The 15,663-nt window shown below is 55.9% G+C and carries 15 protein-coding genes; 6 read left to right on the forward strand and 9 right to left on the reverse strand.

Features of this window, described 5'->3' with window-relative positions; genetic code table 11:
* The first annotated feature begins 160 nt into the window (after positions 1 to 160).
* The gene (locus tag BIND_RS09640) at positions 161 to 538 is read left to right on the forward strand and encodes a hypothetical protein (protein ID WP_148210607.1); all 378 of its coding nucleotides are present in this window, start codon (positions 161 to 163) and stop codon (positions 536 to 538) included.
* Here BIND_RS09640 and ispH read toward each other — a convergent pair.
* A complete protein-coding gene (gene ispH, locus BIND_RS09645) occupies positions 523 to 1,482 on the reverse strand; it encodes a 4-hydroxy-3-methylbut-2-enyl diphosphate reductase (protein WP_012384885.1) in 960 nt (319 codons plus the stop codon). The genes BIND_RS09640 and ispH overlap by 16 nt on opposite strands.
* Positions 1,483 to 2,036: 554 nt before the next feature.
* Between ispH and BIND_RS09650 the strand changes: the two genes are divergently transcribed.
* The 3 genes from BIND_RS09650 (at position 2,037) to BIND_RS09660 (ending at position 4,426) form a co-directional block, all read left to right on the forward strand.
* Positions 2,037 to 2,339, forward strand: coding sequence for a 2Fe-2S iron-sulfur cluster-binding protein (locus BIND_RS09650; RefSeq protein ID WP_012384886.1), 303 nt, complete (start codon positions 2,037 to 2,039; stop codon positions 2,337 to 2,339).
* Positions 2,340 to 2,451: 112 nt separating this feature from the next.
* The gene (locus tag BIND_RS09655) at positions 2,452 to 3,591 is read left to right on the forward strand and encodes an NAD(P)/FAD-dependent oxidoreductase (RefSeq protein WP_012384887.1); all 1,140 of its coding nucleotides are present in this window, start codon (positions 2,452 to 2,454) and stop codon (positions 3,589 to 3,591) included.
* A gap of 427 nt (positions 3,592 to 4,018) precedes the next feature.
* Positions 4,019 to 4,426 carry a hypothetical protein gene (locus BIND_RS09660; protein WP_041778022.1) on the forward strand — a complete coding sequence of 136 codons (408 nt, stop codon included), beginning with the start codon at positions 4,019 to 4,021 and terminating at the stop codon, positions 4,424 to 4,426.
* A gap of 32 nt (positions 4,427 to 4,458) precedes the next feature.
* Here the strand turns inward: BIND_RS09660 and BIND_RS09665 are convergent, their stop codons facing one another.
* The 3 genes from BIND_RS09665 to BIND_RS09675 form a co-directional block, all read right to left on the reverse strand.
* Positions 4,459 to 4,914, reverse strand: a complete 456-nt coding sequence (locus BIND_RS09665; protein ID WP_012384889.1) for a nucleoside deaminase — start codon at positions 4,912 to 4,914, stop codon at positions 4,459 to 4,461.
* A 4-nt stretch (positions 4,915 to 4,918) separates the two neighbouring features.
* Positions 4,919 to 6,937 (reverse strand): ABCB family ABC transporter ATP-binding protein/permease, encoded by a 2,019-nt coding sequence (locus BIND_RS09670; RefSeq protein WP_012384890.1) that lies wholly within the window; start codon positions 6,935 to 6,937, stop codon positions 4,919 to 4,921.
* Positions 6,938 to 7,193: 256 nt separating this feature from the next.
* On the reverse strand, positions 7,194 to 8,342 hold the full coding sequence (locus BIND_RS09675) for a LysM peptidoglycan-binding domain-containing protein (protein WP_012384891.1): 1,149 nt from the start codon (positions 8,340 to 8,342) through the stop codon (positions 7,194 to 7,196).
* Positions 8,343 to 8,463: 121 nt separating this feature from the next.
* Here BIND_RS09675 and BIND_RS09680 point away from each other — a divergent pair, with 121 nt between their 5' ends.
* Both BIND_RS09680 and BIND_RS09685 read left to right on the forward strand, forming a co-directional pair.
* On the forward strand, positions 8,464 to 9,093 hold the full coding sequence (locus tag BIND_RS09680; protein ID WP_012384892.1) for an LOG family protein: 630 nt from the start codon (positions 8,464 to 8,466) through the stop codon (positions 9,091 to 9,093).
* A 2-nt stretch (positions 9,094 to 9,095) separates the two neighbouring features.
* Positions 9,096 to 10,832: a tetratricopeptide repeat protein gene (locus BIND_RS09685; RefSeq protein ID WP_012384893.1), complete on the forward strand. Its 1,737-nt coding sequence runs from the start codon at positions 9,096 to 9,098 to the stop codon at positions 10,830 to 10,832.
* 12 nt (positions 10,833 to 10,844) lie between these two features.
* On the opposite strand, the gene cimA is transcribed toward BIND_RS09685, so the two are convergent.
* The 5 genes from cimA to BIND_RS09710 all read right to left on the reverse strand — a co-directional run bounded on the left by cimA (position 10,845) and on the right by BIND_RS09710 (position 15,660).
* The gene (gene cimA / locus BIND_RS09690; protein ID WP_012384894.1) at positions 10,845 to 12,455 is read right to left on the reverse strand and encodes a citramalate synthase; all 1,611 of its coding nucleotides are present in this window, start codon (positions 12,453 to 12,455) and stop codon (positions 10,845 to 10,847) included.
* Positions 12,452 to 12,955: a GNAT family N-acetyltransferase gene (locus BIND_RS09695; RefSeq protein WP_012384895.1), complete on the reverse strand. Its 504-nt coding sequence runs from the start codon at positions 12,953 to 12,955 to the stop codon at positions 12,452 to 12,454. The genes cimA and BIND_RS09695 overlap by 4 nt, the downstream gene beginning before the upstream one ends.
* The gene (cysS, locus tag BIND_RS09700; RefSeq protein WP_012384896.1) at positions 12,952 to 14,328 is read right to left on the reverse strand and encodes a cysteine--tRNA ligase; all 1,377 of its coding nucleotides are present in this window, start codon (positions 14,326 to 14,328) and stop codon (positions 12,952 to 12,954) included. Before cysS ends, BIND_RS09695 begins: the two co-directional genes overlap by 4 nt.
* 81 nt (positions 14,329 to 14,409) lie before the next feature.
* Positions 14,410 to 14,916 carry a hypothetical protein gene (locus tag BIND_RS21620; protein ID WP_158304371.1) on the reverse strand — a complete coding sequence of 169 codons (507 nt, stop codon included), beginning with the start codon at positions 14,914 to 14,916 and terminating at the stop codon, positions 14,410 to 14,412.
* A 231-nt stretch (positions 14,917 to 15,147) separates the two neighbouring features.
* Entirely contained in the window at positions 15,148 to 15,660 is a 513-nt protein-coding gene (locus BIND_RS09710) for a TIR domain-containing protein (protein ID WP_012384898.1), read from the reverse strand.
* Positions 15,661 to 15,663: the final 3 nt, after the last annotated feature.

A 15,663-nucleotide genomic window follows, 5' to 3' on the forward strand; every position in this document is an offset into this window, starting at 1 on the left:
ATCAATAATAAAGCCGTATAATTCACTTTATTTTTAGTCATCTACCCTTCGTCAATAAAGATTATACTTTAATTTATACTATTAATATATATTAACAGTGCAATAAACCATACTCTCTTAGGGTGATCGAGACCAATTCCATCTACAACAAAGCTCTGGTTTGCGTCCTCAACAATTCCCGCGCGCCTCAAGCGTTCCCAAGTTCCACCTGATTTTAGCAAAGGGAACGAACGGGATCATCCTGACGGCCGTCATGGCACGTCAACTCTTTTCGGAAGAACTCTATCCGGTGAATAAGCGCAATCTCGCAATCGCGGCCCGTTCCTGGCGAGAACGGATTGCTCTGTCGAGGATATTCCTGGCGCCGTGCTGGTGGGCGGCTTACTTTTCTTTTGCGGGTCTTGATCTCACCGTGTCGGCAAAACCGCACGCATACAAAGGCACTGATCTCTTGATCATTTTTATGATGGCGGTCATCGGTGTCGTACCGATGACCTTTTGGCATCAAATAGTCTCAGCTCGTCAAGACGCCGCCTGACGCAATTCACGCGGGAGCGGGAAGAAGACACCTTCATCGGCGGTCGAGACAGTCTCGACCTCGAGCTCGAAACGCTCGGCGAAGGCGGCCATGATTTCCTCGACGAGCACTTCCGGGGCCGAGGCGCCAGCCGTAATGCCAAGCGAGGAAATATTCGAGAACAAATCCCATTCCACATCGTCGGCACGCAGCACCAGACGAGCGAGCTTGCAGCCCGAGCGTTCGGCGACTTCCCGCAGCCTTTGTGAATTGGAGGAATTGGAGGAGCCGACGACAAGCAGCGCATCGACGATTGGCGCGATGCGCTTCACCGCCTCCTGCCGATTGGTCGTCGCATAGCAAATGTCCTCACGGTGCGGCCCGATAATCTCGGGGAAACGCTTGGTCAGTGCTTCGACCATATTTCTTGTGTCATCGACCGAAAGCGTGGTCTGCGTGACATAGGCGAGGTTTTTCTCGTCCTTGACCTGCAAAGTTTCGATCTCACCCGGCGTCTGCACCAGCAGGATCGAGCCTTCCGGCAATTGGCCCAATGTGCCAACGACTTCAGGGTGACCGGCATGGCCGACGAGCAGCACCTGGCGGCCATTATTGTGGTGGAGTTCCGCCTCACGATGCACTTTTGTCACCAGCGGGCAGGTCGCATCAATCGCGAAAATATTGCGGCTCTGTGCTTCCGCGGGGATGGATTTCGGCACGCCATGAGCCGAGAAGATCACGGGCTTATCCGTATCTGGAACCTCGTCCAGCTCCTCGACGAAGATTGCTCCCTTTGCCTTCAATCCCTCGACCACGAATTTATTGTGGACGATCTCATGGCGTACATAGACCGGCGCTCCGTACAGGCGCAAAGCCTGTTCGACCGCATCAATGGCCCGCACGACGCCGGCACAAAATCCGCGCGGTGCGCAAAGAAGAATATGCAGTTTCGGCTTATCGGTCATGGAGAGCCTTGCCCAGGCAGGATTTTCGAACGCATTCACGCAACGAACGCCATTCATGAAGCAGCTTCGGACATCCTGAAAATCTCGAAGCCCCGTTCACACCCGATCGGGATGGTGAAAATCAGTTTCATGCACTCAAGTCCATGCCTTGTCCGTCCCTTGGCTGTCAAGCCTCCGCGCGCAAGCGAAATCCCTTCCGGCTTCACTCTTTTTATCGGAATCGGATGTAACGCTCTCATTTTTGAAAATGCATCAAATTCATCAAAAGAGAAGCGTCTCCTTTTGGTTTGATGCCCGGTTCGGCACCTGCCGCAAACGACCCTGTCCAGAGCTTGACAAAGGCCGATAATGATACGTTATAACATATATAAGAAGGGCATTCTTTCGCGGGTGCCCTCCTTTATCCACGGTACATGGCGTTCTTCCGATCGCCTCGGCCTGCGGCCGCTGGATCTCAGAAATAAATCAGACCCGAAAGAGCTTTCCTCTTTTGGGTCTGGTGCTTGAGAGCCCGGCGCAAGGGACCATAAATCGAACGTTTAAAGGAATTTTTCATGCCCACGGTCACGATCAAGCCCTCCGGCAAGACGCAAGTCGCCGCCGAAGGCTCCATCCTCATCGACGCCATTATCGCCGCCGGCGAGCCGATTGAGGTGAAATGCAATCGAGACGCAAAATGCGAATCCTGCCATGTGTTCATTCTCGAAGGGAAGAAAAGCCTGGCAAAAATGGGCCGCCCTGAAAGCGAAAAACTCGATTCCATGGTTGGTGTCGCGTCCAAATCGCGTCTCGCCTGCCAATGTGTTCTCGGCACAGAGAACGTGACGGTCGAATTGCTCGGCGCCCTGTCCGGTTGAATGGCCTGTTGAGATCAAGGAACAAACCAGGCTCCATCCATGAGCATGGTTTCTGAGATGCTCTGTCCCAGATCCATGGGGCACAGCCCTCTCTTCAGATGGAGCCTGGCGTATGACGAGACCTGCCCCTTCCTTTCCCCCAAAGAAGGTCAATGTCGCCATTATTGGCGCGGGACCGGCGGGTATCGGCATGGGGCGAGTCTTGCGCGATCTCGCCATCCCTGGAGTCACGATTCTCGAACGCAATCGGATCGGCGCCTCCTTTCATCTATGGCCGACGACAACCCGTTTCATTACTCCGTCCTTTCCAAGCAATGCCTTCGGTCTGACGGATCTCAACGCCATCAGTTTTGATAGTTCGCCGGCCTATGCGTTGAAGCGCGAACATTTGAGCGGGGCGGAATATGTGTCCTACCTCGAAGAGGCCGTGGACGTGTTCGGTCTCGACGTCGCGAGCCCCATCAATATTACGGGCCTCGATCCTGAAGGAACCGATATTGTCCTGCATACCAATGTCGGTGATATAACAGCGCATTTCGTGATCTGGGCGGCCGGTCAATTTCAATATCCCAACCTCTCCGCCGTACCCGGATCGGAACATGGCATCCATTCCAGCCAGATCAGGCTGTGGTCGGATTATCCGGGCGATGAGGTCGTCATCGTCGGGGGTTACGAAAGCGGCATGGATGCCGCGATCGGTTTCGCCAATGCCGGGAAAAAAGTGACACTTCTCAACCGATCAGCGGTTTGGGAAAGCGACGATACCAATCCGGGCGTCACCCTTTCTCCTTTGACCAGCCAACGCCTGAACGCCGCTTTGCAACAGAAACAGCCGATCGAATTGATTGGTGACGCGCATGTGGTGCGGATCGAGCGTCTTGGCGAAATCGTAAAGGTCCACGCGGCGGATGGACGATTTTGGACGACGCGCACTTTTCCCGTGCTGGCGACCGGGTTTACCGGCAGCGCCAGCCTGATCGACCATTGGTTCGAACGCGACGACCAGGGTCATCATGTTCTGACCGATCAGGATGAATCGACCATTCTCTCCGGCCTTTTCCGTGTTGGACCGGAGGTCAGACATAAAGGTTCGCCGCTCGCCTTCATCTATGAGTTCCGGCAGCGTTTCGCTGTTGTCGGCGAGGCCATCGCCAAGCGGCTCGGGATCGATACGACACCTCTTAACGCCTATCGCGCGCGTAATATGTTCAGAGATGATCCAGCCTGTAAGAACCACGAAGGTTCTCGTTGATTTCTTTTTAACTGCTTGGCGATTAAGGCAGCGTCAATTCGTTTACATTGTTTTTGAAGGGTTTTACCCTCTGCGAGTCTGCAAATAACCCTAAAATAATCTTAATATTTCCATGATTGGGAAGGACACTGCCCTACGTTGGTCAATTAATCCACCTACAAATACTTGCTCACACAATAACCGCTATCGAGAGCAAGAATTCAGGGAAAGAGCGGACATTTGCTAGGTTCTACCATGCTTATGATCGCACCGAATTATCGCGTCGGCGCTTTTCCTGACCGAAGACATCCTCATTCGGGGGAGGATGACATCTTGATCTCGAAAGCGGCTTTGTTTCGGGCCTTGTTCAAATCGTCCCGATTTTGGTGTCACCTAACGGAGGGGTAGCGTGCCCATTAGTCAATGTCCGACATGCGGTCAGCCTCAAATGGACCAGGTCATTTACCTTGGTTTACCCGGCCATCACTGCCGCACAGAAGGGTGCAATACGCTTGTCGGCCCCGCTTCTCTCGCTCCCGCCATTTCCTACACCAACGCGAAGGGCGAAAGGGATTTTCACTTCACGCGCTATCAAGGCTCCTATCTCAAGGGACTCTGGCTCTGGATCGCCGAAACCTTGCACGGACAATTAGCGAGGTCGGACATGGAGCCCGCATGGTCGGGGGCCGCGCAGACAGCCCTTGTCAGGCGATCGAACTGGGCCGATCAACGGGTTTCATCGAGTGGAAAGACCAGCCGATATTCTGCTTCGCGCGTCCATGCGCCCCAACGCGAAACCCATCATTTTTATAAAGAGGGGCCCGTCAGGAAAACCCACGCCCGTCCCCTCGTCTAAAGGGAACGCCCTTTTTCGGCCCAATCGGATATTTATCGCCGTTCCAGGAAAAAAGCCCGTAAAAGGGCTGCGGCCTCGCTTTCCCGCAAGCCGCCATATATTTCCGTCACGTGATGGCAGGTCGGCTGCGCGAAAATCCGCGCACCATGTTCGACCCCTCCCCCTTTCGGATCGGATGCCGAAAAATAGAGCCTGCGCAAGCGGGCATGGGCAATGGCTGCCGCACACATGGCACAAGGCTCAAGCGTCACGTAGAGATCGCAACCAATGAGCCGTTCGGAACCGAGCACGGCGCAAGCCTGGCGAATAGCCAGCATTTCCGCATGGGCGGTCGGATCCTTATCGGCAAGAACCTGATTGCCCGCCCGCGCCAATATGATCCCCTCACGCATGATCACCGCGCCGACCGGTACCTCCCCACGCGCCGCCGCCTTGTGGGCCTCCTCGAAAGCCAAGGAGAACGGATCGGGACGCGGCGTCGGCTTCACCTCGTCAAAGACCGGTGAGTCCGGCGTGTTCTTCGGTTTCTTCAAAATCACCCTTTCCGAGCTTCAAAGCGGTTGTGGCTTCATCCTTTTCCTGCCTCTTGCCACGCTCTCCAAGAGAAATTTCGACCGCCTGCCCTTCTTCGGCGGCAGCACGGCGCAAAATCTCCTCCGCCAACTCGACATCATGCTGACGGCTCCACATAGAGGCATAGATGCCCTGCTGCGCAACAAGTTCGGCATGCGTGCCGCGCTCGACGATCTCGCCTTTGTCGAGGACGAGAATTTCATCCGCCCCGACAATGGTCGAAAGCCTGTGCGCGATGACCAAAGTGGTGCGGCCGCGCGCCACCTGATCAAGCGCCCCCTGAATCGCCCGTTCGGTAAAGGAATCGAGCGCCGAGGTCGCCTCGTCGAGGACCAGGATCGGCGGTGCCTTCAAAATCGTGCGGGCAATGGCGACGCGCTGTTTCTCGCCCCCCGATAATTTCAGGCCGCGCTCGCCGACGGCGGCCTGATAACCCCCAGGTGCGGATTCGATGAAACCATCGATCTGAGCCAGATGCGCCGCCTCCCGCACCTCGGCATCGGTCGCATCGGGACGGCCATAACGGATATTATAATCAAGCGTATCGTTGAACAGCACAGTGTCCTGCGGCACGATGCCGAGCGCCCCACGCAAGGACACCTGAGTGACGGCTCCAATATCCTGGCCATCGATCGTGATATGGCCAGAGGATGGCTCGTAGAAACGAAAGATCAGGCGCGAAAGAGTGGATTTGCCAGCGCCCGATGGACCGACGATCGCCACTGTTTTTCCCGGCGGCACCTCGAACGAGACATCCTTCAGAATGGGCCGGCGCTCATCGTAATGAAACGAGACGTGATCGAGCCGCAAGCCTCCCTCACGGACGATGAGCGGCTTGGCGCCCGGCCTGTCCGCGACCTCGGGTGATTTCCCCAAAATCTCGAACATCGTTTCGATATCCAGAGTCGATTGACGGATTTCCCGATAGACAAGACCCATATAGCTCAACGGCTGATAGAGCTGAATCATCATCGCGTTGATAAGCACGAAATCACCCGGAGTATTGGTGCCTTCGTGAATACCGCGAATACAGAGAACCATGACGAGCGTAAGCCCAAGCGTAAAGATCACGGCCTGCCCGGCATTCAGCCAAGCCAATGAGGTATAGGTTTTGATGCTCATCTGCTCGTAGCGGCTGATCGAGTCGTCATAACGACGCTTCTCACGCGCTTCGGCATTGAAATATTTCACTGTTTCAAAATTCAGCAGACTATCGATCGCCTTGGTATTGGCATCGGTGTCGCTTTCGTTCATCGCCTTGCGGATACCGATCCGCCAATTGGTACAGGCCGTCGTATAGCTCGTATAAGCGATGATCATCGTGATCACGATCAACGCGTAACGCCAATCGAATTGATGGAGAAGGATGCCGAGGATCAGCACGAATTCCACGGCTGTCGGGATCGCCGTGAGCACAGTGGTCCGCACAATCGTCTCGATGGAATTGCGGCCGCGTTCCAATATGCGCGTCAAGCCGCCTGTCTTGCGCTCGAGATGAAAGCGCAAGGACAGGGAATGCAGATGGACGAAGACATCCCGGGCGAGCCGCCTGACCGCATGCATGGCGACATCGGCGAATACGCCGTCACGCACCTGCGTGAGCAGAGCCATGACGATGCGCAAAAGACCATAGAGCAAGGTCAAGACGATCGGCCCGGCGAAAACGGGATGCAAGGCAAGCGAGGCCGCCGTGCCCTGCCCATTGTCCTGCGGCAGCGCCAAGGCATCCACCGCCCATTTGAACGAATAGGGAATGGTGACGGTCACGATCTTGGCCGCCAGCAACAGCATAAGCGAAAGATAGATCCGCTTCTTGAGATCGGGACGATCGGCCGGCCAGAGATAAGGCCAAAGCTTGCGCGTGGTCACGCCGAAATCGATTTTACGCGCCGGCTTTTGATGCTGCGCCGAGGCCGGGAATGAAGTGAAAAGCGACATGAACTCCTGGCTCCCGCCATGCGGCGGATCGCGCGTCCTTCAATCAAAGACAAGATCGCGAGGACAAGATCGGACGATAGTTCGAGCACATCGAATGGCCGGATTATCCGCAAAACCAATATCTTAGATCTAAGATTGGGTCGCGGTCCGATGCATTCTCTTCTCCATATAGGATCAGGCAAAAGACATTCCAGCCAAGCCGCCAGCATGAATGCCCAGCGAGGGGCCGATCATGTAGCCCTATCGCGTGGCAAATTCATCTTGGCGCCGCCTGCTTTTGCTCCTCTTGCGGCGGAGCCGGAGGCAGAATGAGGATCTGGCCGGGGTAGATCTTTTGGGGATCGCGGATCTGCGCGCTATTGGCCGAATAGATCTGCATATAATGGAACCCGGAACCGAGCCTTTTCATACTGATCCGCCAAAGGGTATCACCCTCCTCCACGCGCATCGTATCGATTTTCTCGATCACCGCCGCACTGGACGAGGCAGGCTCCTCCCGCCGCATGTCCGAGGCCGCCGCGACAGGAGAACTGGCCGGCACTTCGAACGGAATTTCCGCGCGCTCCCCGACATTCCCCTTTTCATCCATCGCATCGGCGCGCAACCGATAGGAACCCGCCTCAAGACCTCGGCCAACCCGAAGGGACCACGCGCCATCCTTGGCCGCCGTGACCTGCGTCAGCAATATCTCATTGAGATAAAGCTGCAAAACCGCGTCAGGTGCTGCCTGCCCCGCGACAAACAGACCTTGGCCGGCTTCAACGTCCACCGTCTTGAAAGCAAGGCGTTGAGACGCGGCAGCAGCCTCATTCGGCGGCTTCGGCGCCTGCAGCACTTGCGTCGGTTTGCCGGCTTCCGCCAAGGCTATCATGGCCTCGCCACGCCCTGGCTCAGGCAGGAAAACAGCGACATTCTGCGGCGAATTTTGCGGCATTTGTTCTTTCGGCGTCATGCGCAAGGAAAGGGCATAAACACCGGGTTGCAATGTCACGGCGTCCATGACGAAAAATCCCGCGGCATCGGCCGTGACCCTGGCAAGCTCCTTATCCTGCTCCCGATCCTCCCCCTGATTGAGCAAGACGACCTCCGCCTCGGGCTTGGCGCGGCCAGCGACAAGCATGGTGCCTGAAGCCTCGATTCGGACAATATCGAATTGCGGCAAGCTCGCTTGGGTATCGGGCGGCGGCATGAGGATCGCGGGACGGGCAGGCGCGGGTGGCACCGGCGGCAAGGGAATCGGCTTGGGCAAATCGGCGAATTGATCCTCCGGCCTGACTTCTTTTTCGGGGGGTGGAGGCAGCGGCCGCCGCTGCCAGAGTTGCAGGCCGACATAAGCCGCGAGCGCTACACCGAGAAGCAACACAAAAATAACCGCGCGCTGCCCCAGGCCCTGGTCGTCGGACATTGACCCCTTCGGGGGAGAGTTCGACACCGAATCCTCCACAAATATTGATTTCTCAGATTGGCTTTCCTTGAGGCAAACGGCAAGACTTGATTATGGGAAAGGGTCAGGCCACAACCGGATCATGGCTTTTGCACCCCTCGATCCAGACCGTTCAAAACCGCGCCGGATCTGCGTCTATTGCGGCTCCGCCAAGGGCTCCGACGCGCGTTATGTCGATGCGGCCGAACAATTCGGCACGATACTCGCTGACGCCGGCATAGGCCTCGTCTATGGCGGCGGCGGTAATGGCCTCATGGGCGTGCTCGCCCGCGCCGTACTGGCGGGTGGCGGCCATGTCACAGGCATCATTCCGGATTTTCTGCAGTCCAAGGAAAAGCCGTCGATCGAGATCCAGGATCACCGGATCGTCGACGACATGCATACGCGCAAACGTTTGATGTTCGAAGAAGCCGATGCCTTTGTCGCATTGCCGGGAGGCATCGGCACGCTTGAGGAACTGGTCGAGCAATTGACCTGGGTCCAGCTCGAGCGCCACACGAAGCCTGTGGTCCTTGCCGATATAGGCGGGTTCTGGCAGCCCTTGCTCTCGCTTTTCGCGCATATGCGCCAGCAGGGCTTCATCCCGTCCCATTACGAGATCCGCTATCTCGTCGCGGAAAGGATCGAGGATATCGTGCCGATGATCGAACAGGCGATGACGCTCAATGCGCGGCTCGGCAAGAACAAACAGAAGGTCGACCCGCGATTGTGACAATGACCGGCCCACAAGCGAAATCCCTTATTGAAAGCGCCCTTTCCTTTTCACGTCAGGGACAATGGAGCGAGGCTCTCGATAAAGCCGAGACAGCCGTTTCCCTTTATCGTGTTCTGGCAGAGGAACAATCCAGCGCATTCAACCCTGGCCTAGCCGAAGCCCTTGATATTCTTGCCAATATTCTGAGCGAAATCGGTGAAAAGGAAAAAGCTCTGGCTTTTGCGGAAGAAGCTCTGGCGCTCCGCCGCGTCCTGGCGGATAGTGGCTCCGACACATTCATTGCGGACCTGGCTTTCTCTCTCAACACTTATGCGACATGCCTTGGTGAGCTTGGCCATTGTCGTGGGGCTCTTATTCCAGCACGGGAAGCGGTACAGAATTATCGTCTTCTGACAGCCAGACAGCCTCATCGTTTCGCGCCCGCCCTTGCCATGGCGCTGAATAATCTTGCCAATCGGCTCAGCGAGCTTGGGCAGCGGGAAGAAGCTTTGACCTTTGCCCAAGAAGCCGCCGCTCTCTACCGGCAATTGGCTGACGTCCTTCCCAATCGATTCATGCCGGACCTCGCGGGATCGCTCAATAATCTCTCCAATCGACTGAGTGCGCTTGGACAGCGTGAGGAAGCCCTAACGGTGATGCAGGAAAGCGTCGCTTTCTACAAAGACCTGTCGGCACACCAGCCTGAACTCTTTACCCCCGCCCTTGCGACCGCACTCAATAATCTCGCGAACAAACTGAACGATCTTGGCCGGCGGGACGAGGCGTTGGAGGCTGCACAGGAATCCGTCACACATTTTCGGTTCCTCACCGCAGCGCGGCCACAAGCCTTCACGCCTCAACTTGCGATGGCCCTCAACAGTCTCTCCAATCGGCTGCGTGATATCGGCCAACGCGAGGAAGCCTTGACGCAGGCGCAAGAATCCGTGGCCCTTCGTCGGCGCCTGACGGCTTCGCAACCGGATGTGTATCAGCAAGACCTCGCGGTCTCGCTCAACACCTTGGCGAATAGTCTCAGTGCCCTCAACAGACCGGAACAGGCTTTGACAGCGACGCAAGAAGCTGTCGCGATCCGCCGCTCACTGGTCAAGACCCGGCCTGAAGTTTTTACGCAAGATCTCGCGGCCTCACTCAACACCTTGGCCAATAATCTCAGCGCACTCGGTTACTATGAGGAGGCTCTTGTGGCGGCGGAAGAAGCCGTCAGCCTTCGCCGGACCTTGGCCGCGGGTTACCCTGATGTTTTTATCCCTAATCTCGCCGGCTCACTCAATACTCTTGCAAACAGGCTGAGCGATCTCGAAAGGGTCGAGGAAGCCCTTGTCGCCGCACGCGAGGCAGCGCAGCTTTATCGCGCCCTGGCGGCCAATCGACCCGCCGCCTTTACCCATCACCTTGCTGGATCTCTCAATAATCTCGCAAACAGATTGAGCCATATCGGTCAGCATGAATGCGCTTTGGCGCCCGCGAAAGAAGCCGTCAACTTATATCGCGACCTGGCTGAAAATCGGCCACAAACATTTACCGCCGATCTCGCTTTGGCGCTCAATACGCTCGCCAATATCTTAAACAAGACAGGCCAGAAAGAAGAGGCTTTGGCGGCGGCCAATCTTTATCGCACATTAGCAGCCGCGCATACTAAAGTCTTTGACCCACACCATATTGCTTCTCTCAACACATTGACGGAAATGATCGGACCCTTACCGTCCAATCGCGTCGAATGGCAGGATCACGGGTGAGCGAAACGCAACCTATTTCGCCCCCGCTTTCATGAGTTTGTAGGTGATGGCATCAAGGAGCGCCTGGAAGGACGCCTCGATGATGTTGGAGGAAACCCCCACAGTGGTCCACGTCTCGCCACTTGCTTCCGAGAACTCGATCAGCACCCGCGTCACCGCATCCGTCCCGCCCTGGAAAACACGGACGCGATAATCGACAAGCTGGAGATCGGAAATAAACCCCTGATACTTGCCAAGATCCTTGCGCAGGGCAAGATCGAGCGCATTGACCGGCCCCTCGCCTTCCGCTGCAGAAATAAGAATTTCGCCACCGATCTTGAGCTTGACCACGGCCTCTGAAGCGATGACGAACGCGCCGCGCGCATCATAACGGCGCTCCACATTGACGTGAAACCGCTCGATGTCGAAATAATCCGGTACTTCTCCAAGGACGCGCCGCGCCAGCAGTTCAAAGGAGGCGTCCGCGCCTTCATAAGCATAGCCAAGCGCTTCCTTCTGCTTGACCTCTTCGAGCAGCCGCGTCACGCGCGGATCCTTGGCATCGACGGAAACGCCGATCCGCTGCAATTCGGCCAAAATATTTGACTTTCCCGCCTGATCGGACACAAGCAACCGACGCTTGTTGCCAACGCTTTCGGGCGGCACATGCTCATAGGTTTTCGGCTCCTTCATCAGGGCCGAGGCATGAATGCCGGCCTTGGTCGCGAAGGCCGAAGCGCCAACATAGGGCGCATGCCGGTTCGGCGAACGGTTCAGCAATTCATCGAGCGTGTGGCTGATCTTGGTCAGCAACGGCAATGTCTCAATCGCCACATTCAGCTTGAACTTATGCGCATAGGGCTCCTTGAGCAAAAGCGTCGGAATGAGCGAGACGAGATTGGCATTGCCGCAACGTTCGCCAAGCCCGTTCAATGTGCCCTGAATCTGCCGCGCCCCGCCACGCACCGCCGCCAAGGAATTGGCGACCGCCATTTCGGTATCATTGTGAGCATGTATACCAAGGGCGCTGCCCGGCACATGCTCGCTCACGGCGCGCACGATCTCCTCGATCTCATGCGGCAGCGTGCCGCCATTGGTATCGCAGAGAACAACCCAGCGTGCTCCCGCCGCATAAGCCGTTTTGGCGCATTCGAGCGCATAAGCGGGATTGGCCTTGTATCCATCAAAAAAATGTTCGCAATCAAGCAGAGCCTCACGCCCCGCCTTCACCGCCGCCGCAATGGATTGCGTGATGCCGTCAAGATTTTCCTCCAAAGTGCAGCCGAGCGCGACATGCACTTGATAGTCCCATGATTTGGCGACGAAAGTGATCGCTTGCGCATCGGCAGAAAGAAGGCCCGCGATGCCTGGATCATTCTCGGCGGAACGCCCTGCTCTTTTGGTCATGCCGAAGGCGGTGAAACGCGCCTGCCGCAGCGGCGGACGTTTCGCAAAAAAGTCCGTGTCGAGCGGATTGGCGCCGGGATAGCCGCCCTCGATATAATCAATGCCGAGATCATCGAGCAGAGCCGCGATGCGCGTCTTATCGGCCAGCGAGAAATCGACGCCCATCGTCTGCGCGCCATCGCGCAACGTCGTATCAAAGAGTGTCAGAGGCTCGCGCGTTGTGGCGCCGGATGTCATCTTTTTTCCTCCCGCGTCTCGCCCAGATTTTTGTGCATATGCGTGCGGCCGAGCCATTCCCCCTCGATCTCGACCGTATTGCGATGATCCGCGACGAACCCGTGCTTATCGAAAAAGGGCTTGGCCGTATCGCTGGCCTCGACGTCCAGCTTTTTGGCGCCCCGGGCCGCAGCGAGTTTTTCGATCGCGCTGAGAAGCACGCCAGCCACTCCCTGACGGGCGAAATCTGGATGCACATAAAGCATATCGAGATCTTCCTTACCCTTGAGACTGATGAACCCCGCAGGGGCACCATCCACAGTCGCGATCAGGGTGAGATTTTGCTGCAATCCTTGCCCGAAAGCTGCTTCATCATCAGCTTTCGAGGCCCAGGCGGCGCATTGCGCTTCATCATAATCCTCGGCGGCCAGTTCCTCGATACTGGCTTGAAACAAGCCCGCCAAAACCGGCGCATCCGAGGGCAAATAGGGACGCAAAGCGGGAGCCGGCGCGGCGCTCATCGTTTCGCCTCCCAGCTCGTCGTGCCGTCTTTATTATCCTTGAGTACAATTCCATAAGACGCGAGCACGTCACGAAGATGGTCAGATTTCGGCCAATTCTTTGCCGCCCTAGCCTCTTCTCTTTCTTTTATTAAGTCCTCAAATGTTACGTTTTCAACTGTGAAACTTGCTGGTTTCCAATTCTTCCACTTCTCAAGAGATTGGTCGAATAGGCCAAGCAATTTGCCACAAAGTAAGAGATGCACACCAGCATAATCAGTCGTTTCCAACGCATCCTTATAAAGGCGCCGTAGGATTGTGATGGCCTCCGGCGTATTCAAATCATCCTGGAGCGCATCACGAAAAGACGACGGAATACCGGGAATATTATCAGGATTGATTTGATCAAAAGCCCTTGCGACGGGATACCAGCGGTCGAGTTCACGCTGGCTTTCGCGCAGGCTCGAAAGCGTCCAATCGATCGGCTGGCGATAATGCGTCTTGAGCATGGTGAAACGCACGGTCTCGCCGGGCCAGTCCTTGAGCACATCGCGAATGGTCAGGAAATTGCCGAGGCTTTTCGACATTTTCTGTCCCTCGACCTGCAAATGACCATTATGCATCCAGACATTGGCCATCACATCATGGCCAAAGGCCGAGCAGGTCTGGGCGACTTCATTCTCATGGTGCGGAAAGACGAGATCAATGCCGCCGCCGTGAATGTCGAAAACTTCGCCCAAATGTTTCCAGCTCATGGCCGAGCATTCGAGATGCCAGCCGGGACGCCCCCGCCCCCAGGGACTTTCCCAGCCGGGTTCCTCAGGCTTGGCCGGTTTCCACAGAACGAAATCGGTCGGTGAACGCTTATAGGGCGCGACCTCGACGCGCGCACCGGCGATCATATCATCGAGCGGGCGTTTGGAGAGCTTGCCGTAATCCGGCATGGAGGGCACATCGAACAGCACATGGCCTTCCGCGATATAGGCATGGCCATTGGCGACGAGCTTTTCGATAATGGCGATCATCTCAGCCATATGCTCGGTGGCGCGCGGCTCGACCGTGGGCGGCAGGCAGTTCAGGGCCTTAGCGTCCTCATGGAAGATCGCCGTCATTTCATCGGTCAGGACCCGAATATCGATGCCGCGTTCGGCAGCGCGCGCATTGATCTTGTCATCGACATCGGTGATGTTGCGGACGTAGCGGACGTGATCGGCGCCATAAAGATCGCGCAGGACGCGGAACAGCAGATCGAAGACGATCAGCATGCGGCCATTGCCGATATGGAGGAAATCATAAACCGTCGGGCCACAGGCATAGAGCCGCACATTGGCCGGATCGATCGGCTCAAAAATGTCTTTTTGACGGGTCAGCGTATTATAGAGCTGCAAAGCCATGACTTTCCCCAAAGCCTGATGGGCCGGGGCGTCGGACACGAACTCGATGAAGAGAACAGGACGGCTCCAGCCAGCACCCGGCTAGCCGGCATGGGCTAGCCGATCAGAATGGTGCGACAAATGATAATCGAGCGCGTCATGCGTCAACCATGCGCATGGGTGGAGGGTGACGTCAAGGGTTTTCAGACGGGTTTGGCAAGCTTTTAGAAGGGCATGGGATTTTGGTTCAGGAGGATGAGGAGCGCATGGGTACAGGTGGCGAAAAAGCAAACTCGGAACAGAAGGAGAAGCCTCCATTTGATCCCAAGGCATGGCGAGCGCGGCTCGATGCTCTCGGGGCTGAGGATTTTCTGCCTGAAGGCTTGCCGGATGAACCGCCAGTCGAACCAGATGCTTCGATTTCTTTCGACTGATTGATCGATGTTTTGTCTTAATATGAATGTCATTATTTTCGCGTTGAGCAAACATCGGCTGATTCTTGATGAGAGGATACAAATCGAACTCGCGGCCGGGACGAATCTTTTGATTCCCGGGATTATTCTGTTCGAACCGCGTTATGGCAAGGTACCAATGTGTATCTGTAGTCACGTTGAATCGCTACAAGCTCGATCGCGTACCTGGGCTGACTGTCACAGATTGGGGATCGTGGCGTCGATACAACTTAGATAGCAGAGAGACAGATAAATTTCTGGGATTTTCTGCTATGAACTTGTAGATGACCTTGGGTAACAGTCTTTCAATATCTTAAGTTAGTCATAGGCGGCCAGTCCACTTTTAGGCCTCATTTACAGATAACAAACACACGATCCGGCTGTCGTGTTAAGTGTAAAGCCTCACTGCTTCGACGGCCATCTCGACGCCTGCGTCGAAATCCGAATATAGTAGGGTCTTGCGGATAGCAGGCAGCCCTAAGGCCATCAATGAAACGATACCCTCGCCTACCTGCAAGCTATGCGCGCTATGGTCAGGGTTTTTGTAATGAGCACTTTTAACGCGATTAATTCCGTGATCGCCAATCAGCATAATAATTGGCTTGCCGCCGGTTTCTGCGATTTGAAGCTCAATCCCGAGACCTGTGGACGGAAAACTGGCATCGGCCACGATTAAGTCAGCCTCCTCTACCATTCGCCGATCCCAATCATAGCAGAGCGCTGCCTGATCGCTTTTCGGCTTGAAGGCTAATTGAGGGTCGCTATCGACCAAGGCATATTTGACGGTTTCTACTGTTGGTAGAGAGTGAAGAGAGGCGGCAAGCTTGTGAAGAAAGGCAACATAACAGACAAAGATTTCTCTGGGCACATGCGTAAGACCGCAAGCGACATAAATGTTCATTAT

It is taken from the genome of Beijerinckia indica subsp. indica ATCC 9039 (assembly GCF_000019845.1).
Taxonomy (GTDB): Bacteria; Pseudomonadota; Alphaproteobacteria; order Rhizobiales; family Beijerinckiaceae; genus Beijerinckia; species Beijerinckia indica.

What these genes read in the sequence shown, in the direction of transcription:
- ispH (WP_012384885.1), bottom strand. Translation starts at nt 1,482, where the DNA reads ATGACCGATAAGCCGAAACTGCATATTCTTCTTTGCGCACCGCGCGGA.
- BIND_RS09650 (WP_012384886.1), top strand. Translation starts at nt 2,037, where the DNA reads ATGCCCACGGTCACGATCAAGCCCTCCGGCAAGACGCAAGTCGCCGCC.
- BIND_RS09655 (WP_012384887.1), top strand. Translation starts at nt 2,452, where the DNA reads ATGACGAGACCTGCCCCTTCCTTTCCCCCAAAGAAGGTCAATGTCGCC.
- BIND_RS09660 (WP_041778022.1), top strand. Translation starts at nt 4,019, where the DNA reads ATGGACCAGGTCATTTACCTTGGTTTACCCGGCCATCACTGCCGCACA.
- BIND_RS09670 (WP_012384890.1), bottom strand. Translation starts at nt 6,937, where the DNA reads ATGTCGCTTTTCACTTCATTCCCGGCCTCGGCGCAGCATCAAAAGCCG.
- BIND_RS09675 (WP_012384891.1), bottom strand. Translation starts at nt 8,342, where the DNA reads ATGTCCGACGACCAGGGCCTGGGGCAGCGCGCGGTTATTTTTGTGTTG.
- BIND_RS09680 (WP_012384892.1), top strand. Translation starts at nt 8,464, where the DNA reads ATGGCTTTTGCACCCCTCGATCCAGACCGTTCAAAACCGCGCCGGATC.
- BIND_RS09685 (WP_012384893.1), top strand. Translation starts at nt 9,096, where the DNA reads ATGACCGGCCCACAAGCGAAATCCCTTATTGAAAGCGCCCTTTCCTTT.
- cimA (WP_012384894.1), bottom strand. Translation starts at nt 12,455, where the DNA reads ATGACATCCGGCGCCACAACGCGCGAGCCTCTGACACTCTTTGATACG.
- BIND_RS09695 (WP_012384895.1), bottom strand. Translation starts at nt 12,955, where the DNA reads ATGAGCGCCGCGCCGGCTCCCGCTTTGCGTCCCTATTTGCCCTCGGAT.
- cysS (WP_012384896.1), bottom strand. Translation starts at nt 14,328, where the DNA reads ATGGCTTTGCAGCTCTATAATACGCTGACCCGTCAAAAAGACATTTTT.
- BIND_RS09710 (WP_012384898.1), bottom strand. Translation starts at nt 15,660, where the DNA reads ATGAACATTTATGTCGCTTGCGGTCTTACGCATGTGCCCAGAGAAATC.